Raw genomic sequence first — 21,832 nt, forward strand, 5'->3', positions numbered from 1 at the left:
TTAGACTGGTCCGCTTGCTCGCCGGCGGGCAGCGTTGTCTGACACCATGCCTGCTAGGCCATAAACAACGACATCAGGTCTTCTTGGCGCAACGCTTGCTTCTCCCGCCCGCGGACGTCCAACTTGATCTGGCCGTCCTGGACCATGACCAGGCGGTTGCCGTAACGCAGGGCGTCGCTTAACTTGTGCGTGATCATCAGCGTGGTCAGGTGCTGGGTCGTGACGATCTTTTCGGTCAGGCCCATCACCTTGGCACTGGTCTGCGGGTCCAGGGCCGCGGTGTGCTCGTCCAGCAACAGGAGTTGGGGATGGCTGAGCGTCGCCATCAAAAGCGACAACGCCTGGCGTTGGCCCCCCGACAGGTACTTGACCTGCGCGTCCAGCCGGTCCTCCAGCCCCATTTCCAGCGTCGCCAGCAGCTCCCGGTAGCGGGCCGTCTGGTCGGCTCGCTGGTAGCGCCGCAGACTCAGGCTTCCCGTATGGCGTTCCGCCAGGGTCAGGTTCTGGGCCACACTGAGGTCCCCCGCCGTGCCCAGCTTGGGGTCCTGGAAGACCCGGGAGACCCAGCGGGCCCGGTAAGCGACCGGTCGATGAGTCACCCGGTGACCGGCCAGCGTGAGTTCCCCGGCGTCGGTCGGCAGGGTCCCCGCGATGGTGTTCAGGAGCGTCGACTTGCCCGCCCCGTTGTTGCCGATGACCGAGATAAAGTCACCGGGCGCCACGGCCAGGCTGACGTCCTTTAAGACGTGGCGTTCATTTATCGTCCCGGGAAAGAAGACCTTCTGGAGATGTTGTACGGTCAAAACGGCGGTTTGTGGCATGTTCATCGACTCCAATCTGATTGAGGTACCGGCGCAGTTGTTGGCGCGTCCGGTATTTATTTTGTAATAACGGCAGGCAAATCACGATGACTAAAATAATGGCGGATAAAATCTTGAGGTCGTCGACCGGGAACCCCAGCCCCATAGCCAGCGTCAACAGGTACCGGTAGATGATGGCCCCCAGGACCATCCCGGTCAACCGGACCCACATCCGCCGCCCGTGGAGGAAGATCTCCCCGACCAGCACGGAGGCCAGGCCAATCACGATGGTCCCGATGCCCATGCCAATATCGGCGTACCCGTTGCTCTGCGCAATCAGGGCCCCGGACAGGGCGATGCAGCCGTTGGAGACCATGTACCCGATAATCACCATCCGGTCGGTGTAGATCCCGTTGGCCGCACTCATGGCCCGGTTATTCCCGGTCGCCATCAGCGACAGGCCTAGACGCGTCTGGAACAGCCAAATCAGGCCGAGCACCACGATCAGGGTCACGCCGGCGCCCACCACGATGGTCTGCAGGTTCACCGACCAGCCGGCGGGGAGGTACCCCGTCAGCACCGTTTGGTCCATCAGGGGAATGTTGGCCTTCCCCATGATGTGCATGTTGACCGAGTAGAGGCCGGTCATGGTCAGGATGCCGGCCAGTAACGACGGCATTTTCAACTTGGTGTCCAACATCCCAGTGAGCCAACCGGCCACGCAGCCGGCGAGGAACCCCAGGAGGCTGGCGACCAGCGCCGAGCGACCCTGCAGCATGGCGCTGATGGTCACGGCGGCCCCCAACGGGAAGCTGCCCTCGGTGGTCAAATCGGGGATGTCTAAGATGCGAAACGTGATGAATACACCGATTACGAGCGGTGCCCAGAGCAAGCCCTGGCCGATACTAGTCACTAACATATGGGACCTTCCTTTCTGTTACTTGGGACTCTTGACTTGGCTGGTCTTCAGGCCAATCGCCTGGGTGTTGGCCTGGTTGACGTACAGGTGCAGCTTTTGCGCCGTTTCGACGGGCATGGTTTGCGGCTTCTTGTGGTTGACCAACACCTGGTAAGCCATCTTCCCCGTCTGCTTGCCCAGGTCGTAGTAGTTCAGGCCGTAGGTGGCGGTCCCGCCGTCCTCAGCCATTTCGATGGAGCCGGTCACAACGGGCAGCTTCGCGGCCTTGGCCTTTTGGCCGATGGTCTTCATGGCACTGGCCATCAGGTTGTCGGTCGGCAGGTACAGGCCGGAGATCTTCCCCTCTAATCCGGCGAGGACACTGGCGATGTCGTTGGTGCTGGTGGCACTGACCACCTTTAAGGTCAAATGGTGCTGCTTAGCGTACTGCTTGGCCAACTTGACCTGCAACACAGAATTTTCCTCGGAGGAATTGTACATGATGCCGAGGGGCTTGTTTCCCTTGCTGAGGCTCTTCAAAAGCTTGAGTTGTAACCCGACCGGCGTGAGGTCGCTGGTCCCGCTGACGTTGGTACCAGGCTGACTGTCGCTTTTGACCAGGCTCGCGGCCTTCAGGTCAGTGACCGCCGTGACCAGGGTCGGCGTGGTGGTCGTCTTCTTGGCCAGCGCTTGGGCGGCTGGCGTGGCGATCCCCAACAACAAGTCGTTCTTTTGTTGAACCAATTGTTGGCTCATGGTGTTCAGGTTGCTTTGGTCTCCCTGGGCGTTCAGGTAATGGTACTTGACGGTCGTGGACTTGCCGTGGGCCTTGAGTTCCTGCTTGAGTCCCGCCTTGAAGCCTTGCCGGGCCTCATCCAGGGATCCGTGTTGGACGATCTGTAAGATCCCCACCGAGTAACTCTTATGACGGCTGCTGGCCTGAGTGCTGCAACCGGCCAGTAACAGACCTAATCCTAAAACGATGCTGCTCAATACGATTTTTTTCATGTTTATCGGTCTCCTCTAAGTTAAGTGGCTGTCCTCCGTCACCGCTGCGGCACCAACGTCTTGGTCCCGCGGGTAGCTGGAAAAACAAAAAAACACCAGAATAGATTCACGGTAGAATCCATCTGGTGTTGCCATATCGGGCCCGATATATTTTCTCCAGATAGATGTACCCGTATCTATCTGGCGTTAAGTCATGCTGAAAAACTTTAGCCATTCGATAGATACAAACGCGTGGTTTGCGTGCGCTTGTATCCAACGAGGTGAATACAAACGCTACCTAAAGAAAAAGCTAAAGGCAAATTGCTGATTTAAATGAGTGAGGGGCGTAATTAACATGACGCATCTTCCTTTCATTTCCAATTTACAAGTCTAAGTAAACCATTAAGAAAAGTAGCTGTCAACCCCTATTTTCTCATTTGGCTCTCATCAACTGCTCTCAAGCGCAAATTGCCGCCGCCCGCCGGCGAGCAAACTGGGCGTGGTCAGTGCCTACTGGTCGGTCAGAATCGGGCTGGTAACCTGGTAAAAACTGGCGCAACGTTCTGTCGGCTTCATTCCCCCGAGGTGGGCACGATTCTGAAACCTCGCCAAAAACCGGCAAGTTTCCAGAACTCGGCCTGATTGTAAGCCAGCAAAGGACGCTGACTAACAATCATTTCACCACGGGGGAAAACGCCGACGCCACGTTGCGGGATAGATGATGTCCTGACCAACGACGACAATGTGGCAACACCGTCGTTACGGTGCTAGCAAACGGCTCGCTGTTGCTTCGCTCACCAAACTGGGATAGGTGCCTCACGCATGATGACTAACAATCACGACACCACGGAAAGAAACACAAACGCCACTCTGCTATGGGGATGACCGCCACGTTACGATTGCTGGAGCTCAGCTGGGCCAGAGCCGTGAAATGGTGGTTAGTCAACGTTCCTCAGCTGACTTACCACAAGGCCGAGCTTCAAGACACGCGGTTTTCGCGTGGCTCGAAGTCGTGCCCACGGTCATCACGGCCCAGCTGAGCGGAAGCCATCGCCAGCTACCGCTCAGTCGCCGGGTCCAGCAGTTCCCGGTAATCTTGCCCCCAGGCCAGGCCCATGGCGCCGTTACCGACGTGGACCCCGAAGCTGGGACCAATCAGGGCCACGTCAAAGGACGTCTGCGGGAAGCGGTCGTGGGCCGCCATCAGCCACTGTTGCGCCAGTTCCGGCTGGTCGGCGTTGAGGATCGTCGCCTTGAGCGTCGGCTGGGCCGCCACATCCGGGGCCAATAGATCCAGCAGGTCGCCCAGCGCGTTCTTGAGACGCAAGGCACTGCCCGCGACCCGGATCTTTCCGTCCGGCTCAAAGACCAGCAGGGGTTTCCCCGCCAACAACTGGGCACCGCTGGGACCGTGACCCGGGTTGACCTCCCCCGTCCGCAACAGCGGCTTGATGGAGTCCACCGCGAAGCCCACGTGCATGGTCTGCCGCAGGGTCGCCAAACGGCCCAGAATCGTTTGAACATCGGCGCCCCGTTCGGCCAACGCGGCGGCCAAGCGGACCTGGTCGCCCATGACCGTCAGGATGCCCCGGGAATCCCAGGGCCAGACGTGCAGACTGGTGATGGTTTCGGCGTACGACGACAGGGTGTTGATGAACCCCGAGATGCCGCTGGCGGGACCAATCACGATCACGTCGGTCACGCCCTGCGCCGCCAGGTCGTCACAGGTGGCCTGCACCGTTTGCATCGATAGCTGAGGCGCCGTTGGAATCAACTTAGTCGACTTGGTCAACCGCAAGAGCCGGTAATAGTCCGCGGGGGTCAAGTCTTGATACTCATGATACTGCCGGTTGCCAAACATAATTGGCGCCGCTAGTAAAGTCACTTGCCGAGCTATGGCCTCGGTGGGCGTCATCCCCGCCGAGGTATCCGTCATGATGGCAATTTTCACGAATGGTGCCTCCTCTGTCTTTCTATTCTGCGGTCTAGTATACCATGCCCACGACGCGCATTTTCAGGAAAACTTGAAAAGAGGGTTGACGGCTTTTCGGCGATGTCTTACACTAAATTTAATCGAAATGAACGGAAGGAAGGAAAGTTATATGCAACTGTCTACGCTTAACTTAAATGGACGTTGGCAAAGCCGGTAATCAAGTCGTAATCTGTTGTGGATGCGACTTGAGCTCACAGAGTGCTCTTCGCATCTGCGCCGGCTAACTTTCTGCTGAAATGGGCCCGCACGGATGATTTATCCGCCAGCGGGCCTTTTGTTTTGGGGTACTCGCGCGGAACGAGTGCCCTTTTTGTTAGCCTAGCGCTTTCGTCGTTGTCAGTTAATCCTACTATTATTTGAAATGAGGTCGATTTTTGATATGAAACGTCTATACGGACTCATCGCCATTCTCCTCCTCTTCTTGGGCTTCGCCTACGTCAAGGAGAGTCACCAGACCAACGCGCAAACCACCGGCACGCCGACCGTGGGGATCCTGCAGCTGCTCTCACATCCCGCGCTGGATGCCATTCACCGCGGCATCATCCACGGGCTCGCCGAGGAAGGCTACCACGTGGGCAAGAACGTGAAGATTGATTTTCAGAACGCCGAAAATGATCAGAGTAACCTGAAAACCATGAGTGCCCGCTTCGTGAACGAACGGGCCAACGTCATGATCGGGATCGCCACGCCCGCCGCCCAAGCCCTGGCCAACGCGTCCAGCACGACGCCGGTGGTCCTGGGGGCCATCACCGACCCCAAGGGTGCCGACCTGGTCAAGAGCAATACCCGGCCGGGCACCAACGTCACCGGGGTCTCCGATCAGGCGCCCCTGAAGGCCCAACTGAAGCTGATTCAAAAGATCATGCCGGACATGAAGACGCTGGGCATCATCTACACGTCGTCGGACGATTCGGCCAACACGCAGTACCACCAGTTCGCGGCCCTGTGCAAGCAGGAGCACGTTCGGTTGAAGGCCTACTCCATCTCGAACACCAACGACCTGAACCAGGTCGCGCAGCAGATGGCCTCGCAGGTCGATGCGGTCTACGTGCCGACCGATAACACCGTCGCCAGCGCCATGCAGACCCTGGTCGCCACCACCAACGCCAAGAAGATTCCGGTCTTCCCCGCCGTGGACACCATGGTCAAGGCCGGTGGACTCGCCACCTTAAGTGTCAACCAGTACAAGTTAGGCGTCGAGACCGGGAAAATGACGGCCGCCGTCTTACGGGGCAAGAACCCCGCCACCACGCCGATTCACTTCGAACGGCGCGGCGAGATGACCGTCAACCTGGCCGAAGCCAAGAAGTTAGGCATTAGCTTGCCAAAGGATGTCGTCACCGAAGCACAACAACATGGGGAGGTCTTCAAATGAGTTTAATCGTATCCGCCATTGGCCAAGGCCTGCTCTGGGCCGTCTTGGGGGTCGGGCTGTTCCTGACCTTTAGAATCTTGGATTTTGCCGACATGACCGTCGAAGGCACGTTCCCGCTGGGCGCGGCCACCTGTGTCGCCGCCATCAGTAACGGGATGTCGCCCATCGTGGCCACCCTGCTGGCCTTCATCGTCGGCAGTCTGGCGGGGCTAATCACCGGTCTGCTCTACACTAAGGGGCACATCCCCATCCTGCTGGCTGGGATCCTGGTCATGACCGCCTGCTACTCCGTCAACCTGCGGATCATGGGCCGGGCCAACGTTTCATTGCTGGGTAAGGCCACGCTTTTCAAAAATGCCTTCCTGGAAAACCTGCCCCAGTACTTCGACAGCGTCGTCTTGGGCATCGTGGTCATGGTCGTCGTGACCAGCCTGGTCATCTACTTCCTGCAGACCCAGCTGGGCCAAGGCTTCATCGCCACCGGGGATAACCAGACCATGGCCCGGTCCCTCGGGATCAACACCGACAACATGAAGATCATGGGCCTGATGGTCTCCAACGGCCTGATTGCCTTTGGCGGGGCCCTGGTTGCGCAAAACAACGGGTACGCCGACGTCAACATGGGGATTGGCATCATCGTCATCGCCCTGGCCTCCATCATCATCGGTGAGGTGGCCTTCGGGGACCTGACGCTCAACCAGCGGCTGGTCGCCGTCACCCTGGGGAGTATCCTTTACCGGTTCGTCCTGCTGATCGTCCTGAAGCTGGGCTTCAACGCCAACGACCTCAACCTGCTGTCCGCCATCGTCTTGGCCCTGTGCATGATGCTGCCGGTCTTCAAGCGGGCCTTCAACTTCAAGCACATTTTGAAACGGGGGTTAGATACCAATGACTGAACCATTACTCGAACTGAAAAACGTGGTCCTCAAGGTCAACCGCAACACGCCCGAAGAGGTCACGATTCTGAACCACCTCAACCTGACCGTGAACGCCGGGGACTTCATCACCGTTTTAGGCTCGAACGGGGCCGGAAAATCGACCCTGTTCAACGCCATCGGGGGCGACCTGACCATCGACTCCGGGCAAATCCTGCTCCACGGCAAGGACATCACCCACGATTCCGTCGAAAAGCGGACCCGTTTTCTGAGCCGGGTCTTCCAAGACCCGAAGCTGGGGACGGCGCCCCGGATGACCGTGGCCGAAAATCTCTTGCTGGCCGAACGACGGGGACAGCGCCGCGGGTTAGCGCCCCGGCGACTGGCCCGGGAGATGGACCACTACGCCCAGCTGACGGCCACCATGCATAACGGCCTGGACCAGCGGCTGAGCACGGCGACCGGCAACCTCTCCGGGGGCCAACGCCAGGCGCTGAGCTTCCTGATGGCGACCCTGAAGCGGCCGGAAGTCCTCCTACTCGACGAACACACGGCTGCGCTGGACCCCCAGACCAGCCATGACCTGATGCAGCTGACCAACCAGCGGGTCCAACAGGAACGGCTGACCTGCTTGATGATCACCCACCACCTCGAGGACGCCCTGACCTACGGCAACCGCCTAATCGTGTTGCACCGCGGCCAGGTCACCTTCGACGTCGCCGGTGCCGAGAAGCAGGCCCTGACCACCGAGAAGCTGTACAGCTTCTTCGCCGAAATCGAATAACTTATCAGCAAAACGAGGTTGACCCGTGATAGCCGGTCAACCTCGTTTTTTGATGTCGTCTGTTAGATCTAAAGACTGCCTCGGTGGGCGGTCATGGCCACTGCACGCCGGCGAGCAAGATGGTCGTGGTGGGCACGATTCTGAAGCCCTGTGAACCCCACACAGGTCTCCAGAACTCGGCCTTGATGTAACCGGGCATAAAACGCCCGGTAACATCAATTTCACCACGACCATCAAGTCGCCTCTGTTTCGCTAACATAGTGTGTAATTGGCCACCAACGGGATGAATCGGCAACTATTAACGTGAGCTTTGACTGAATCCATCCCGCTGGGACCTATCATTCTGATTAGTAATTTTTCGTGATATGCCGATTGGCACGCCAGCTTGCTATGACGTTGTTGGACACGACCACCCCGCAACCCTGGTTAGGGTCTTCATCCAGCCCGCAGAGTGGCGTCGGCGTTTTTTCCCGTGGTGACATGATTGTTAGTCGGCGTCCTTTGCCGGCTTACAATCAGGCCGAGTTCCGGAGACCCGTGATTTTCGGGGCTTCGGAATCGTGCCCACCACGGGAAAATGAAGCCGACAGAACAGCGCGCCAGCGACCACTTTTCTCATGGCATCGCTAGTCCTGCGGTTGTTCGTACAGTTTGATCAAGCCCTGCGTACCGTCGTTGCCGAGGCCCCGGTCGTCGACCATGGTCTCGTAGAGCTGCTTGGCTTGCCGGGTCGCCGGCAGGTCCAGGTGCATCCGGTCCGCTTCCTGGAGCGCAATGCGCAGGTCCTTCAGGAAGTGCTTGGCGAAGAAACCGGGCGTGTAATCCCCCTTCAGGATGCGGGGCACGTAATTTTCCATACTCCAGTTGTCCGCCCCGCCGCTGCTTAACGTAGTCAGGACCTCGGGCAGGTCCAGATCGGCCGCCTTGGCGTAGACCAACATCTCGGTCAGCCCCGTCATGGTGCCGGCGATCATGATCTGGTTGGCCATCTTAGTGTGTTGCCCCTTCCCGGCTAGGCCAAAGTAGTTGACCCGTTGGCCAATCTGCTGGAAGACCGGCAACAAACGGTCATACGCCGATTTGTCGCCGCCGACCATCACCGTCAGCGTCGCGTTCTGGGCCCCCACGTCGCCGCCGGACACCGGCGCATCCAACGCCAGTAGGTGCTGCTCGTGCGCCATTTTGGTCAGTTTGACCGCTAACGTGGGCGTGCTGGTGGTCATGTCGACGACCAGACTGTCCGGTTGGGCCCCCGCAAAGATGCCGTTCTCACCGGTGTAGACGTCCTCGACGTCCTGCGGATAGCCCACCATGGTCATGGTCACCTGACTGGCCGCCGCAACGGCCTTCGGGGAGCCCACCCAGGTCGCCCCGGCGTCTAAGACCGGTTGCGCGTGGGCCTTCGTCCGGTTATAGACCGTGACCGAATGCCCCGCCTTCAGTAAGTTCTTGATGATGCCGGTGCCCATGACACCCGTTCCAATAAATCCAATTTGCATACTGTCGACCTCCTTGTCGTCTTCCTCCATGATACCCGTCCGGTGCCCGGCCCGTCGTAAATTCGGTCCCATAAGGTCACTGGATAAACGACGCAACTGACCCATTAAGGGGCCACATCATTTTTGCGCCGTTGCCGGATGGCGTGAATGATCAGCGTCAAGACGATGGCGCCCACGACCACCAGGCCAAAGACCGTCGCGGGAATCTCGATGTCGATGGCCGGAATCGAGATGAAGAGCTTGATGGCAATCAGCCCAATCAGCACGTAGGCCATGGGCTCCAGCTCGGGAATCCGCCGCATCAGCTTCATGATGACCTCGGCCACGCCCCGCATGGCCAGAATCCCGATCATCCCCCCGATCAGCACGATCACGGGATTGCTCGAGATGGCCAGCGACGCCAACACGGAATCGATGGAGAAGATGATGTCCATCATTTCAATCTGCAGCACGACCGACCAAAAGAGCGGCAGGATGCGGTGTTTGCGATCACTGACCAGCTTCCGGGTGTGCTTCACCCGTGTCCGCGTAAAGAACTGAAAGACCAGGAAGGCCAGGTACAACGCCCCGATGACCTTGATCTCCCAGAAGTTGATCAGGTAGGTCCCCAGTCCGATGATGATGAACCGGAAGAGGTACGCCCCCCAGATACCGTAAAACAGAGATTTCTCCCGTAATTTTTGGGTGGGTAACGATTGCGTCTGGGCGGCCAGGACCACCGCGTTATCCACGGATAACAAACACTCGATCAGGGCTAACGAAAAGATAATTAGCCAGTCGTTGCCGGTCGAAATGACCGTCTCCCAATTGTGGAGATCGAAGAACGGCCCGTATAGTTGGCCTAGAAAATGTAACAATGCATCTCTCAGCTCCTTCACATCTATTCGCCAGTCATTTTACCATAGTTAGGCTGCCCATCGTTAGCCAGTTCTTCGCCGAAGCAATTAACAACGCCGGCAAATTGTCGGTTAAATGATTCACAAATTTGAGCAACCTTTACCAAAACGTAAGGTCTCCCGCAGCCGCTCATTCACGCGCTTGCGCCCACCACCAACCCCCGTTTAACGCGGCATCGGTGCCCCACAACCATTCATTCACCAAATAAACCGTTCAAGTTGTAACAAAAAAGCCATTATTCTGTTAACCACTCGTCACTAATCCGCGGTAGAATGTTCGTGAACATTATCCACAAAAGGGGAGAGAATGGCGTTTTGAAGAAATTATTGTTAGCGGTCGCAGCCGCCATCACGGTCGGGGGAATCCTACCCGCCGCGCCGGCCAGCGCCAAGAGTTACCTCACAATTGCCAGTTCCAGCAAGACCGATTACAACGCCCGGTTTAATCAATCGCAGCGCAACGACGGCATCTACTACTACGGGCCGTATTACACCAGGCGTTCCGCCAAAACGCGGGATGCCAGCGGGAAGAATTGGCAACACCGCTTCGTGCGCGTGACCGAAACGGCCACGTTGTCCAACGGGGTCACGTTTGCCAAGTTCTCGTGGTACGGCAAGTCCATCGGCTGGGTCGATCAACGGGCCCTGCAGAAGTTCAGCCGTTCCAGTAACGCCACGGCGCTGCTGAACAAGGCGCACTTCAAGGGACGGGCCATGTTGTTCAACAACTACTACACCGGTTCGAGCCGCATCAGTATCGGCAATGCCGACAACTCCAGCCAAACGGCTAACGGGCCAACCACCCTGTTCCCCATCGCGTCCTTACAAAAGGTCATGACGGGGGCCATCATCGAGCAACTGGCCAGCAGCCATAAGCTGTCGCTAAACGACCGGTTAAGCAAGTACTACCCGAGCGTGGCCAACAGCCAAAACATCACGTTGCGGCAACTGTTGAACCACCGCTCCGGCATCTCCATGAGTGAGTCGACGCCCAACACCGTCCTGACCACCCAGGCCGCGCAGCTGAACTACACGTTACAACAACTGAAGGCCTCGAGTAATCAGTCCTACAACTACACCAACGCGAACTACACGTTGCTGGCCGCGGTGGCGTCCAAGGTCGCCGGTCAATCCTACGACTCACTGGTCCAAGACCGGATCATCAAGCCGCTGAAGCTGACCAACACCTACGCGTGGAACAACCTGCCGACCAGCCAGATGACGGCTTCGGGGTACACCTTCTCGAACGGGCAGGACTACCAGAACGCGCCCGTGTCGCAGAAGCTGGTGTCCTCACTCTTAGGGGCCAGCAACTACTACTCCACGCCGGAAGACTACTACACCTTCCAGAAGGGGTTGCGGAACGGTAAAGTGCTGACCAAGAGCCAGTACCAAGACCTCGCCGATAACGGTGCCTACACCTACGCTGGTGGGATGTACCACTACAGCAACGGCATCAAGCGGGACCGGGGATCCCTGACCGGCGCCGGCTACGACGACCTGTACTACGGCACTGAGGGCAACAAGATCGGTGTGATCCTCTTCGCCAACCAGGAACCTAGTCGTTCCATCAACTCGTTGGGCGAGACCCTCTACGACTTGGCCCGGTATTACAACGAAAACTAAGGCGGGCGTTTTCTAACGAATCCGTCTAAGCCCATCAGAAAAAGCGTGGTGGCTCATCGCAACTTGCGATGACCCGCCACGCTTTCTATTTGATTCTAAGATTGGTGAAACGATTCAGGTAGATGGGAACAGGCGCTCCACGCCGGCGAGCAAGATGGTCGTGGTGGGCACGATTCTGAAGCCCTGTGAAACCCACACAGGTCTTCAGAACTCGGCCTTGATGTAACCGGGCCAAAAACGCCCGGTAACATCAATTTCACCACGACCATCAAGTCGCCTCTGTTCCGCTTACCTGGTGTGATCACCATTTCTAAACGGGACAAGCTGGCGACCAGCACCATCTGATTCTACGAGTTGTGGTGAACTGATTAGGGAACAACGGTGATTGGAACACATCACCTAGTTGACTCACATTTTTCGCGATGACTACCAGAACTCGTGTCGCCACCGCTCTGTGACCACCGTTCCTAATGGTGAATGGTGGGACTCCACATCACGATTGCTGGAGAAATAGTGGTTGGTCAGCGTTGCCCAGCTAGCTTACCGCCAGGCCGCCCTTTAAGACCCACGTGATTTGCGGGGCTTCAAGTCGTGCCCACGGTCATCCCGGCCCCGCTGAGCGGAAGCCATCGCCAACCGCCGTTGCTTGAAAGGCAACGCTCAGCGAACCCGTTCCTGTTGCCCCATTGCCATTTGCCCGTTAAGTGTCATACTGGTTTAAGTTATAGGTGGCGATGACGTTCATCAGCTTGCGGGCGTAGTGCGGATCCGTCGCGTAGCCGTTGCTTTGCAGCAACTTGGCCGCGGTCCGGTAGTCCGTCACCGTGCCCTTGAAGTAGTTTTGCTTTAACAATGCATCATGGTCTAAAATAGCAGCTGTCAGTGTCGGATAATCCCGGAAATTAGCGTTGACTGTGACCTTTTTATTGTTAACGTATTCCGTGGTCGGAAAACTCTTGGTTCGTCCCTGATAGGCGCCCTTGACCCCAAACGGGTTGTTGGCCTGCAGGAACAGCTCCGAGGTCCCCCAGCTGGATTCGAGAATCGCCTGGGCAATCACGATGCTGGGCAGGACCTGCCCGTTCTCGCGGTAGACCCGCACGGCCGGTGCCGCCATTTTTTTAATGAAGCGCTGCTGGGCGACGCTTTGACCGGATTCGGTACTGCTACTGGTCTGCGTCACGGCGCCCCCTTGAATTTCCGTTTTAATTCTGCCACGCAACAACATGCCCCCGCCCAAGACCAGCAGGATCATCACAAAGATCCAGGTGGCCGCGACGGGATGGCTATTATGTTGTCGACGCGTTCGACGACGTTTTGGCACCAATGTCCCCCCAATTCATCGTCGCCCACGAGTCAAAATCATGAGCCAACGATTGTTTTTATCAATTATACCGAGGTCGCCCGTCACAGGGAACCAATTTTCTCAGGCCTCATGAAAACTTAACTTTTGATCGAAAGGAGGTCGTCACTGTGCTTCTGAGTGCGATCGTTTTTCTCTTATCCCTCTCCGCTTTGGTCACCTTCTGGCAACCCCACGGCCTGTTCAGTGCCCTGGTCACCTGCCTGTCCGGGGGGCTGATCATCCTGATTGCCAGCCTCTCCCACCACGCCTGGGCCCACGGCATCGCCCTGATTGGCTGGGCCGTCGTCGCCCTGATCGCCGTCAGCGGCCTGCTCACGCTGGGCCTAATTCTCCTGGCGCCGCGACGGGTGGTCCGCAAGCAAGAACGGCTGACCCGTGCCCTTTTGGTGGGAGTCTGGGCCTGGTTGCTGGCCGGTGCCGGCTGGACCTGGGCCTTTGCGACCGGTCACTTCATCGACACGGTCTGGCCTTGGCTGACCTTCATCCCCGCCTTCAGCCTCTACCTAGGCATCCTCTACGGCGCCAGCCTGATTGGCTTTCTGCGGGTCAGCTACTGGCACGTCCGGCGGGCCGACACCCTGGTGGTCTTGGGGGCGGGCCTGCTCAACGGCCACGAGATTGGCCGGGTCCTGGGCGCCCGTCTCGACACCGCCATCGCGTTGGCCCGACAACAAAAAAAGCCCGTGACCATCATCGTTTCGGGTGGTCAGGGGCCGGATGAGACCGTCAGCGAAGCAGCCGCCATGGCCGCCTACCTGACGCAACATCACTTTACGGGTCAGATTATTCAAGAAACGCAGGCGACCAACACGCTGCAGAACCTGGTGAACAGCCAAAAACTCTGGCTCCAACTGCCCAACGGCGGGGGCCGGGTCGCCCTGGTCACCAGCGACTATCACCTGTTTCGCACGCGGATCATCGCCCATCAGCTGGGCCTCCGCTTGCCCGGCCAACCGGCACCGACGCTCTGGTCGTATCTGCCGGTCGCCTGGGCCCGCGAATTTCTGGCGATCATCATGCTGCACCCCGTCCTGCACCGGAGCGTTCTGTTGACCCTCTTGGGCATCAATGGCTTGTGGCTGCTAATTTAATTCTGTGACAGTCAGTTCATTTTTTATCGGGTAAAATTTTGGCTCCGTCCAGTCCAGCATTTCCGGCTTGAGGCGCAGCCGCACCACGTCCAACCGGTTATACGGCTGAAAGTAGTACGTCAACGACTCGCTGCAAGTCGCCGCCCGGTACACCGAATAGGTCGGCCGGTAGTTGTGGCTCTTGGGGACCGTCACGCTGTCCAGCAGATGCCAGGCGCTGATGACCCCCTCCGTCTCGTCGGCGGGCAGGTCGGCGCGCTCCTTATAGTAGGCCGCCCGTACGAACCGCCCACCGGGGGTGTACGATCCGCTCGGCACCGGCTTGCCGGAGAAGCGCCCCGTGGTCACCCGGGGCGTGTTCAACGGCACGGTCCCCGCCTCGAAGTCGTCGGTGTAATTCACGTACTGCCCCAGCCGCGCCAGCTGGCGTTCGAAGTCCTTGCTGTTGGTGACGACCCCCAGCGGATTCTCCCGGACCTTCATGGGAAAGTGGGTCGGCTCGATGACCACCGTGCGGCCCGTTCGGTCGACCACGGCGAAGTGGAGCTCACTGTCCCCGATGGGGTTGGCCGCCAGCCGGCCGCTCATCAGCTGGATCTCGTCTAAGTGAGCCTCAATCTCCGCGACCGACCCGTAGTTCCCTAACAAGTAGAAGGAAAATTCGAACGGGGCTAGCTGGACCAGCCCCGGCGTCGGGGTGTCGACCAGCTGCGACCCGTTGGCAAAGGTCAGTTTTTGGACACTCAGGCCCTTCTCGTTCACCCCGTCCGACACGTCCAGTTCGTGGTCGTGGGGCCCGCCACCGCCGATCAGGGCGTAGCGGTTGGTGTGAACCCGGTTATCGAAGAGGCTTTGCCACTGATAGCCCCGCGGCGAGAAGAGCGGCATACTGCGCATCACGTGCCAATCCATGGTCCGGGCCAGAATGTGACTGCCATCCTTAGCAATTTGTAAAATACTGGTACACACGGTTCAGTCTCCTTTCTATTCGGGCTGCGCGTCGTGTAAGAACTGCTGGAACCGGCGGTCGACCTCCCGTTGTTGGGTCGGGGTCGCCGTCTGCCCGCCACTGGCCACGGTCGCCGTGATCTGCAGGTACGCGAACAAGATCTGGCTCTGGTCCAGCCCCGTCTCGCCCGCCAAGCGGGTCGCAAAGGCGTACCGCTGATCAGTCAACAGGTCCGCATAGGGGCTCTGGTAGGGGTGGTGTCGCTTGGTCATTTAAACACCCACTTTCTTTAGATTAGTAAGTACCCCTACTTTACCGACTTTTACCGGGAAGTCAATCAATCGACTTTTTTAACTTTTTTTAAATCACCGCTAATGGTCACGGAAATTGCCCGAATATGGTAGAATTAAGCATGAATTGTACCCACTTGCACGGTATGAAATTGATGATTAGAGAGAGGACTCAGATTACATATGCAAGAACGGATTAGAAAGCTTCACCATAACCGAATTTTTGCACTCGTATTCTGGTTAGTTGTGGTCTTTGCGGCCATTGTTACCCTGCCAAACGTTAATACCATCATTCAATATGATGGTCAACCGCAACTGGCAAATACGAGTCAACCCGTCAAGGCCACCCAAATTCGGAACCATTGGGGGCGGAATCTCGATGGGACGTATACCGTCAACGCGGTCTTTAACAATCCCAACGGAAAGTTAACCAACAAACAACAGGCCGCCATCAATAAGACCACGTCGGCCCTGCAAAAGAAGGCCAGCTACTACGGGATCCAAAAGATCACGACGCTGACCAACACGCCGACCAGCAAGCCGCAGCTCCTGTCGAAGGACCGCTCCACAGAGATCGTTCAGCTGTCCGTCAGCCACAATCAGGGGCCCGTCCGTTCAATTGCTAAGCAGTTGAACAGCCAGATCACCACGGCCGGGTTGGACACCTACGTGACCAGCCCCGAGATCATTAGCGACGCGGCCAACGAACACATCTCGTCGTTCACGCTGATGGTCATCCTGATGACGCTCCTGATTGCGCTGGTCGCGATGGGCATCCTGTTTGCCTCGATCATCGCGCCGATCATCACCTTCCTGGCGATTCTGATCAGCTACATCACCACGCTGAGCCTGGCCACCAACCTGGCCTACCACTGGAACTTCGCGTACTCCGAGTACACGCCAATCTTCCTGTTACTGGGCATCAGCCTGTTCACCCTGCTGACCAGCTTCTGGTTCTTCCGGGAGCTGCGGAACCGCATCGATGACGGCGACGATAGCCAAGCCGCCACGTCGCAGGTCATTCACGACCTGGGTTACCGGATCCTCATCAGCACCCTGACTCTGACGTTGGCCTTTGGCAGCCTGATGCTGTTCAACTTCTCGACCATTCGCGCGTACGGCCTCTTAGGCGTTGGCTTTGCCATCACCGGGATCGCCAGCGTGACCCTGATTCCGGTCTTCGCCGGGATGCTGGGAACCAGCCTCTTCTGGCCAAAGAAGACCCGGCCCGTCTTGAAGGACCGCAAGCTCTGGTACCACCTGACCCGCTTCGGTCTGTGGCAACCCTGGATCGCCGCTTTGGTCGTTTTGTACCTGGCCGGCGCTGCGGCCTTCGGGGGACACCAATCCTTAAATTACAACAATGCGCAAGACATCCCGAATAACCAAGCCGTGCAAGGCGCGCGGGTTCTGAGCGCTCACTTTGGCCAAGGAAAATCAACGCCGGTGACGCTGTATCTCCAGAATAACCAACGGCTCGATAACCAAGACCAACTGTATCAACTGGATAACCTGACCAAGAAGCTCCGGGCACAACCGGGCGTCGCGGCCGTGACCTCGGTCACCCAACCCGGCGGTCAACCGATTACCCAGTACTACGTGGCCAACCAACTGGACGGCCTCAACACCAGCCTCTCCGGCACCATCGCCCAGTTGTCGGCCCTGCAGACGGACCTCAAGTCCGACCAATCGAACCTGAAACAAAAGACGTTAAAGGCCGAGGTCAAGCGGTTGGATAGTTTATCGGCCAAGACCTCGAAACTGATCAGTGAAAGCGACAATCTCCAATCCACAATCATCGCCGCCCAAAGCCGCTCGAATGCGGGGGGCAACCCGTCGAAGAAGGCGCGGCGCTACGTGCAACGGCTCAACGCGGTCAATAACCAACTGACCAGCGCCCTGACCACGCTCAGCACCCTGTCGACCAACATCAGCGGGACGTCAAGCGATGCCGGCACGGCCTACAGTAACCTCAGCAGTTACCAAGAGACCATCAAGTCGGTCAACGCCAGCCTGAAGAAGTCCCAAAAGCAGGTCAAGACGTTGAACAAATCCTTGACCCAGATGTACACCTACCTGGGTGGCTTACAGACCTCCGAGGCGGCCAAGTCGTTGTACCTGACACCGACCCAGCTGGCCAGTGGCGACTTCCAACAATCCCTGGTCAACTTCACGGACGACAAGGTCAAGACCACGACGCTGACCATCACGTTGAAGCGTGAACCGAACGCCCAAACCACGGCCAAGACCCTGGCCGCCCTCAAGCAGGTCGCTCAGAGTCAGTTGCGGGGGACTTCCCTCAAGGACGCGATGCTGACCTTCTCCGGTCAACCGGTCGTGGCCGCAACGATCCAACAACAATACCAACACGACCTGATTCGGGTCCTCTTATTGGTCTTCGGGATCACCTTGATCCTGTTGGTTCTCTTCAGCCGTTCCCTGTTACAGACCGGTTACTGGTTCCTGACCTTCCTGGCCTCCGCGGCTGCGAGTTACCAACTCACGCGGGTCCTCCTGCGTTGGGCGACCGGTAACGACCAGTTCAACTGGCAGGTTCCGTTGTTGGCCTTCGTGCCACTCACGGTTTTGGCAGTCGTGGAACTGACGCAATTGGCGATCAGCTACCGGTTGAACCAAGCAGCGCTGTTGGACTGGCTCCTGCCAGGCATTAGCGAGGTCGGTCAGACCATGCGGCACTCCCTCTTCATCATTATCGCCGGTGTGCTGGGCCTGTTGGCGGCTTCGTCACAGGTCCTGACGGCCGTCGCGTTGATCACCGTCTTAACGGCCGTGATCTTCAACCTGGCGCTGCCACTGATGGCGTCGTCCTTCGGGAAGCTTTCCGTGGTGATTCCGAACCAGAAGCCGTACCACTTCCACTTCCGGCGCGGTTCCCGCGGCAAGCGAACCCGCAGTCGCCGCAGCACCCACGACACGTCCGCATCCGACGACGAGTCGTCACAAGATAAATAATTGATAACAAACGAAAGGGATCACCCATTCAGCCTCGATTGGCTGGTAGGTGATCCCTTTTTAAATTAGTGGAAACTGCCGATTGCTTCCGCTCAGCTGGGCCGTGACGACCGTGGGCACGACTTCAAGCCATGCAAGAAACGCATGTCTTGAAGCTCGGCCTTGTGGTAAGTCAGCTGAAAGACGCTGACCAACCACCCTTTCGCGGCCCCGGCCCAGCTTCGCTTCAGCAATCTTAACAATAGTAATCATCTTGCCATTTCATCTTAACTGCTGCCATAGCAGAGTGGTGTCGGTGTTTTTCCACGTATTTATCATGGAAAACATCAGCCCGCAAAACGCCAAGTCAATGCCACCACCGTTTTCTGATTAACTAGCAGGACGCGTAAATGTTACCAGTCACTTCCACTCAGTTGAGCTCCGGTAATCTTAATAGTGGTGGGGAGACCTGCCTTTTAATTGTAACCCCACAGTTTTCTGGCTAATTATCAAGACACGTAACCAAGTACGACGCTGTCAGCCGTGAGGGAGGCCAGAATTGGGCTCAGTAGCCTCGTTTCTGTTGTCCGGGTGCTTTTTCCCGGGCTACAGAAAGGCCGAGCTTTGAAATCGTCGCGTCTTTTGCGAGGAGCTCAAAGTCGTTCCGGCTACGTTCCAGCCCAATGCTGGCCGACCGGTAGGCGCCTGGCTTGGCACCCACTTTTTAAGCCGGCAGTTCCCGGGTCAGGCGGCTGGCTTCGGCGTTGCTGACCAGGCGGTAATCCACGCCCCCGTCATCCGGCAAGACCGCCATCAGGGTCTGCTGGGCGTCGAAGGCCCCCAGGTTCAGCGCTATCTGCCCGTCGACCTCGGCAAAGCCCTGCATCCCCCGACTGATGAACCGGTGCAGGAGTCGCACGTTGTCCTCCCGCTGCTGCGCCTGCTGGGCCGCGGCCGTCAGGGTGTAACCACTGTCCATGAAATACTTGATCATCGAAACCATGACGAACGTCTTGAAGGTGTAGACCCGCGCCTGCTGGCCGTCTTCGCGTTCCCGCGAGCTGATCAGCCCCTTCTTCTCCCAGTACCGTAACTGCCGGGGAGACGCCCCCGTCATGCTGGCGAGTTCCCCGATTCGAAAAACCAGCCGGTGAACATCGAAGACCTTCCGCATCTCATCCGTAAACTGTGCCACTACCCGTCGCTCCCTTTATTAATTGTTAAGTAAGTTATCATCTCTGTTAGATTTTACCAAGTTACGCCCTAAATTACCAAGTTATCTGGCAAAAGTAACGTTTTGTTTAAGACATTTAACGGCATTGCAACTGGCTTGTTACAGATTTGTCATATTCCACTGGTAATCTAGTACTTGTAAATTCATGAGGAGTTGTGATGGGTAATGAAAAAAATTGTCAAACGATTGGCTACATTAGCTTTAACGGTCGCCGGCGTCTTCACGGTCGCCACGACGAGTATCACCTCTGCTTCCGCTGATTCTACCGACGATAGCACCGCTACCACGTTTCAATCCGTTTACAAGGTCGCTAAGTCCAAGTTAGGTGCCAGCTACGTCTACGGTGCCGTGGGGCCGAACGTCTTTGATTGCTCCGGGTTCACCAGCTACGTTTACAAAAAGGGTGCGCACGTGACCTTACCCCGCACCGCTCAAGCACAATACAACAGCTTAAAGCACGTTACATACAAGAACATCAAAAAAGGCGACTTGGTCTTCTTTGGTGGTAGCAAGTACTCTATTTCCCACGTTGGGATGTATATCGGTAAGGGCAAGATGATCGATGCCCAAAACCGTGGCGTTGTGCGCGAAGCCGTTCACGCCCCTTGGTGGCACGCCGTTGGGTATGCCCGGGTTGCCACGGCGACTGACGCCGACTAACCCATACTTACTCATGAATCACCTGAACGATTAAAAAGTTGGACCGCTGTCCGCTAGCAATTGACTAGCGATGGCGGTCTTTTTTTGCGTCAAAAAGGGCCCTGGAAACGATGGCTTCCAGGGCCCTCCTGCGTCTCTTTTAGGCCTGTGCTTGGTACTCCATGGTCCGGTGCTCGATGCCGGCCTCGGTAAAGGTCTCCCCGACCGGCGCAAACCCCAGCTCCTGATAGAACGGGATGGCCGGGAGTTGGGCGTCCAACTGGATGTGGGCCACGTCCGACCGCTGAGCGTCGCCGATGATCTGCTTGATTAGCTGGCCCGCGTACCCCTGCTTGCGTGCTTCCGCCACGGTCGCGACCCGTTCGATCTTGACCCGGTTGCCCGCCAGCATGTCGATGCGTGCCGTCGTGACCGGTTCGTCATCCACGTACCCCACGTAGTGCATCTTGTCTTCGTCGGTCCCGTCGAGTTCATCCTTGGGGTCGATCCCCTCTTCGTTGATGAAGACCGCCTTACGAATCGCTATCGCGTCTTGGTAACAGGGGTTTAATTTTCCCCACGCCATTCTACATTCCATCAAACCAACCTCATTTCCTAAATTTAATCTTTTTGATTGTAGCTGAGGACCTGAATATCATCAGCCGTTAACCGCAACTTGGTGACGCTCCCGTTGGCCGGCCGCACGCTCAGGTCGTACTTGCCCTGGCCGTAACGTTCCATCAGGCTCAACAGCGTATTGCCGTGACTGATCATCAGGACGTTATCCCCGTCTTGCAGGTCGGGGTTCTGCCGGATCAGGTCAAAGCCCTGGTCGACTCTGGCCCAGTATTCAGCGTTGTTTTCGGCCTGGTGGAACGGATCGGCCTCCTTCAAGAAGTCCTTGGCCTTGCCGATCGAGTACTTGGACTCGATGTCCTTAAAGGTCGGCAACCCGTGTGGGGCCCCCGCCAGGTACCAGGCCTGCGCCATGTCGTTCCCCTCGAAGTAGCCGTAGAACTCTTCGCGGAAGAACGGTGCCGACGTCAGCTGTGGTCTTGGCTGGCTGTGATTAGCCGCTAAAATGGTCTGAGCCGTCTGTTGGGCCCGGGTGGTGTCACTGCAGTAGGCCGCCTTGAACGACACGTCTTGGAGCCGCTCACCGGCCTGCTTGGCATCGGCGATTCCCGCTTCGGTCAACGGCGAATTACTCCACCCCTGCAACTTGTTGTAAATGTTGAAGTAGGTTTGGCCGTGCCGCACAACGTACAGCGTGATCTGTTTATCCATAACATCTCCACACCTTTCATTTAATCACTTCGGTGGAATCGGGTTCCACACGTACCTCTAGTGTACCAAATAACTTGTGAAAAGCGGTTACATTTTGGCGGTTGCCTTAAAGTTTTTCTAAACTTCCGGTCGCGCTTGCTATCTTCCCCCGTTCTTTGCTAGGATAAGGAAAATACGGCCCGGATTACCGACCGTTTAGCACGAAAAATTATGGTAGAATAAGGCATCGTGCCCGCCACTCGCGGGTGACCCACTTTATTCTGGTATGTAAGGAGCTCTTATCGTGGAACG

At 57.4% G+C, this 21,832-nt stretch carries 19 protein-coding genes; 7 read left to right on the forward strand and 12 right to left on the reverse strand.

All coding sequences use genetic code 11. The features are described 5' to 3' along the window. Positions 1–53 precede the first annotated feature (53 nt). The 4 genes from FD37_RS10160 to FD37_RS10175 all read right to left on the reverse strand — a co-directional run bounded on the left by FD37_RS10160 (position 54) and on the right by FD37_RS10175 (position 4,636). Positions 54–821 (reverse strand): ABC transporter ATP-binding protein, encoded by a 768-nt coding sequence (locus FD37_RS10160; protein WP_045808118.1) that lies wholly within the window; start codon positions 819–821, stop codon positions 54–56. Then, a complete protein-coding gene (locus FD37_RS10165) occupies positions 754–1,719 on the reverse strand; it encodes an ABC transporter permease (RefSeq protein ID WP_056965106.1) in 966 nt (321 codons plus the stop codon). Before FD37_RS10165 ends, FD37_RS10160 begins: the two co-directional genes overlap by 68 nt. A gap of 18 nt (positions 1,720–1,737) precedes the next feature. Next, positions 1,738–2,706 (reverse strand): ABC transporter substrate-binding protein, encoded by a 969-nt coding sequence (locus tag FD37_RS10170; RefSeq protein WP_056965108.1) that lies wholly within the window; start codon positions 2,704–2,706, stop codon positions 1,738–1,740. Positions 2,707–3,742: 1,036 nt separating this feature from the next. Further along, a complete protein-coding gene (locus FD37_RS10175) occupies positions 3,743–4,636 on the reverse strand; it encodes a DegV family protein (RefSeq protein ID WP_056965110.1) in 894 nt (297 codons plus the stop codon). A 421-nt stretch (positions 4,637–5,057) separates the two neighbouring features. Here FD37_RS10175 and trpX point away from each other — a divergent pair, with 421 nt between their 5' ends. The 3 genes from trpX to FD37_RS10190 are packed head-to-tail and all read left to right on the forward strand — an operon-like array spanning position 5,058 to position 7,712. Further along, positions 5,058–6,053, forward strand: a complete 996-nt coding sequence (gene trpX / locus FD37_RS10180) for a tryptophan ABC transporter substrate-binding protein (protein ID WP_056965113.1) — start codon at positions 5,058–5,060, stop codon at positions 6,051–6,053. Next, positions 6,050–6,949, forward strand: a complete 900-nt coding sequence (locus FD37_RS10185; RefSeq protein ID WP_045808113.1) for an ABC transporter permease — start codon at positions 6,050–6,052, stop codon at positions 6,947–6,949. The genes trpX and FD37_RS10185 overlap by 4 nt, the downstream gene beginning before the upstream one ends. Then, positions 6,942–7,712, forward strand: coding sequence for an ABC transporter ATP-binding protein (locus FD37_RS10190; RefSeq protein ID WP_056965114.1), 771 nt, complete (start codon positions 6,942–6,944; stop codon positions 7,710–7,712). Before FD37_RS10185 ends, FD37_RS10190 begins: the two co-directional genes overlap by 8 nt. Before the next feature lie 626 nt (positions 7,713–8,338). Here the strand turns inward: FD37_RS10190 and FD37_RS10195 are convergent. Both FD37_RS10195 and FD37_RS10200 read right to left on the reverse strand, forming a co-directional pair. Further along, a complete protein-coding gene (locus FD37_RS10195) occupies positions 8,339–9,211 on the reverse strand; it encodes an NAD(P)-dependent oxidoreductase (RefSeq protein WP_056965116.1) in 873 nt (290 codons plus the stop codon). Between the two features lie 104 nt (positions 9,212–9,315). Beyond that, on the reverse strand, positions 9,316–10,068 hold the full coding sequence (locus FD37_RS10200; RefSeq protein ID WP_056965118.1) for a TerC family protein: 753 nt from the start codon (positions 10,066–10,068) through the stop codon (positions 9,316–9,318). Between the two features lie 354 nt (positions 10,069–10,422). Here FD37_RS10200 and FD37_RS10205 point away from each other — a divergent pair, with 354 nt between their 5' ends. Then, positions 10,423–11,733, forward strand: a complete 1,311-nt coding sequence (locus tag FD37_RS10205) for a serine hydrolase domain-containing protein (RefSeq protein ID WP_056965119.1) — start codon at positions 10,423–10,425, stop codon at positions 11,731–11,733. A gap of 700 nt (positions 11,734–12,433) precedes the next feature. On the opposite strand, the gene FD37_RS10210 is transcribed toward FD37_RS10205, so the two are convergent. Next, positions 12,434–13,057, reverse strand: a complete 624-nt coding sequence (locus FD37_RS10210; RefSeq protein WP_056965121.1) for a glycoside hydrolase family 73 protein — start codon at positions 13,055–13,057, stop codon at positions 12,434–12,436. Positions 13,058–13,206: 149 nt separating this feature from the next. On the opposite strand from FD37_RS10210, the gene FD37_RS10215 reads away from it, so the two are divergent. After that, positions 13,207–14,190, forward strand: coding sequence for a YdcF family protein (locus FD37_RS10215; RefSeq protein WP_056965123.1), 984 nt, complete (start codon positions 13,207–13,209; stop codon positions 14,188–14,190). Here FD37_RS10215 and FD37_RS10220 read toward each other — a convergent pair. Both FD37_RS10220 and FD37_RS10225 read right to left on the reverse strand, forming a co-directional pair. Further along, positions 14,182–15,159 (reverse strand): choloylglycine hydrolase family protein, encoded by a 978-nt coding sequence (locus FD37_RS10220; protein WP_056965125.1) that lies wholly within the window; start codon positions 15,157–15,159, stop codon positions 14,182–14,184. The genes FD37_RS10215 and FD37_RS10220 overlap by 9 nt on opposite strands. 15 nt (positions 15,160–15,174) lie before the next feature. Next, entirely contained in the window at positions 15,175–15,411 is a 237-nt protein-coding gene (locus tag FD37_RS10225; RefSeq protein WP_056965127.1) for a hypothetical protein, read from the reverse strand. Between the two features lie 201 nt (positions 15,412–15,612). On the opposite strand from FD37_RS10225, the gene FD37_RS10230 reads away from it, so the two are divergent. Then, positions 15,613–18,402, forward strand: a complete 2,790-nt coding sequence (locus tag FD37_RS10230) for an MMPL family transporter (protein ID WP_056965129.1) — start codon at positions 15,613–15,615, stop codon at positions 18,400–18,402. A gap of 703 nt (positions 18,403–19,105) precedes the next feature. On the opposite strand, the gene FD37_RS10235 is transcribed toward FD37_RS10230, so the two are convergent. Continuing rightward, the gene (locus tag FD37_RS10235) at positions 19,106–19,576 is read right to left on the reverse strand and encodes a MerR family transcriptional regulator (protein WP_056965131.1); all 471 of its coding nucleotides are present in this window, start codon (positions 19,574–19,576) and stop codon (positions 19,106–19,108) included. Positions 19,577–19,780: 204 nt separating this feature from the next. Between FD37_RS10235 and FD37_RS10240 the strand changes: the two genes are divergently transcribed. Next, positions 19,781–20,275 (forward strand): C40 family peptidase, encoded by a 495-nt coding sequence (locus FD37_RS10240; RefSeq protein ID WP_056965133.1) that lies wholly within the window; start codon positions 19,781–19,783, stop codon positions 20,273–20,275. A gap of 139 nt (positions 20,276–20,414) precedes the next feature. Here FD37_RS10240 and FD37_RS10245 read toward each other — a convergent pair whose 3' ends face one another. Both FD37_RS10245 and FD37_RS10250 read right to left on the reverse strand, forming a co-directional pair. Next, complete coding sequence (locus FD37_RS10245) at positions 20,415–20,852, reverse strand: GNAT family N-acetyltransferase (protein WP_045807228.1); 438 nt, start codon at positions 20,850–20,852, stop codon at positions 20,415–20,417. A gap of 23 nt (positions 20,853–20,875) precedes the next feature. Next, positions 20,876–21,541, reverse strand: coding sequence for a histidine phosphatase family protein (locus tag FD37_RS10250; protein ID WP_056965135.1), 666 nt, complete (start codon positions 21,539–21,541; stop codon positions 20,876–20,878). Between the last annotated feature and the right edge of the window lie 291 nt (positions 21,542–21,832).

The sequence above is a fragment of the Levilactobacillus spicheri DSM 15429 genome (assembly GCF_001435095.1).
GTDB lineage: Bacteria > Bacillota > Bacilli > Lactobacillales > Lactobacillaceae > Levilactobacillus > Levilactobacillus spicheri.

What these genes read in the sequence shown, in the direction of transcription:
- FD37_RS10160 (WP_045808118.1), bottom strand. Translation starts at nt 821, where the DNA reads ATGCCACAAACCGCCGTTTTGACCGTACAACATCTCCAGAAGGTCTTC.
- FD37_RS10240 (WP_056965133.1), top strand. Translation starts at nt 19,781, where the DNA reads ATGAAAAAAATTGTCAAACGATTGGCTACATTAGCTTTAACGGTCGCC.
- FD37_RS10245 (WP_045807228.1), bottom strand. Translation starts at nt 20,852, where the DNA reads ATGGAATGTAGAATGGCGTGGGGAAAATTAAACCCCTGTTACCAAGAC.
- FD37_RS10185 (WP_045808113.1), top strand. Translation starts at nt 6,050, where the DNA reads ATGAGTTTAATCGTATCCGCCATTGGCCAAGGCCTGCTCTGGGCCGTC.
- FD37_RS10190 (WP_056965114.1), top strand. Translation starts at nt 6,942, where the DNA reads ATGACTGAACCATTACTCGAACTGAAAAACGTGGTCCTCAAGGTCAAC.
- FD37_RS10250 (WP_056965135.1), bottom strand. Translation starts at nt 21,541, where the DNA reads ATGGATAAACAGATCACGCTGTACGTTGTGCGGCACGGCCAAACCTAC.
- FD37_RS10230 (WP_056965129.1), top strand. Translation starts at nt 15,613, where the DNA reads ATGCAAGAACGGATTAGAAAGCTTCACCATAACCGAATTTTTGCACTC.
- trpX (WP_056965113.1), top strand. Translation starts at nt 5,058, where the DNA reads ATGAAACGTCTATACGGACTCATCGCCATTCTCCTCCTCTTCTTGGGC.
- FD37_RS10225 (WP_056965127.1), bottom strand. Translation starts at nt 15,411, where the DNA reads ATGACCAAGCGACACCACCCCTACCAGAGCCCCTATGCGGACCTGTTG.
- FD37_RS10165 (WP_056965106.1), bottom strand. Translation starts at nt 1,719, where the DNA reads ATGTTAGTGACTAGTATCGGCCAGGGCTTGCTCTGGGCACCGCTCGTA.
- FD37_RS10195 (WP_056965116.1), bottom strand. Translation starts at nt 9,211, where the DNA reads ATGCAAATTGGATTTATTGGAACGGGTGTCATGGGCACCGGCATCATC.
- FD37_RS10170 (WP_056965108.1), bottom strand. Translation starts at nt 2,706, where the DNA reads ATGAAAAAAATCGTATTGAGCAGCATCGTTTTAGGATTAGGTCTGTTA.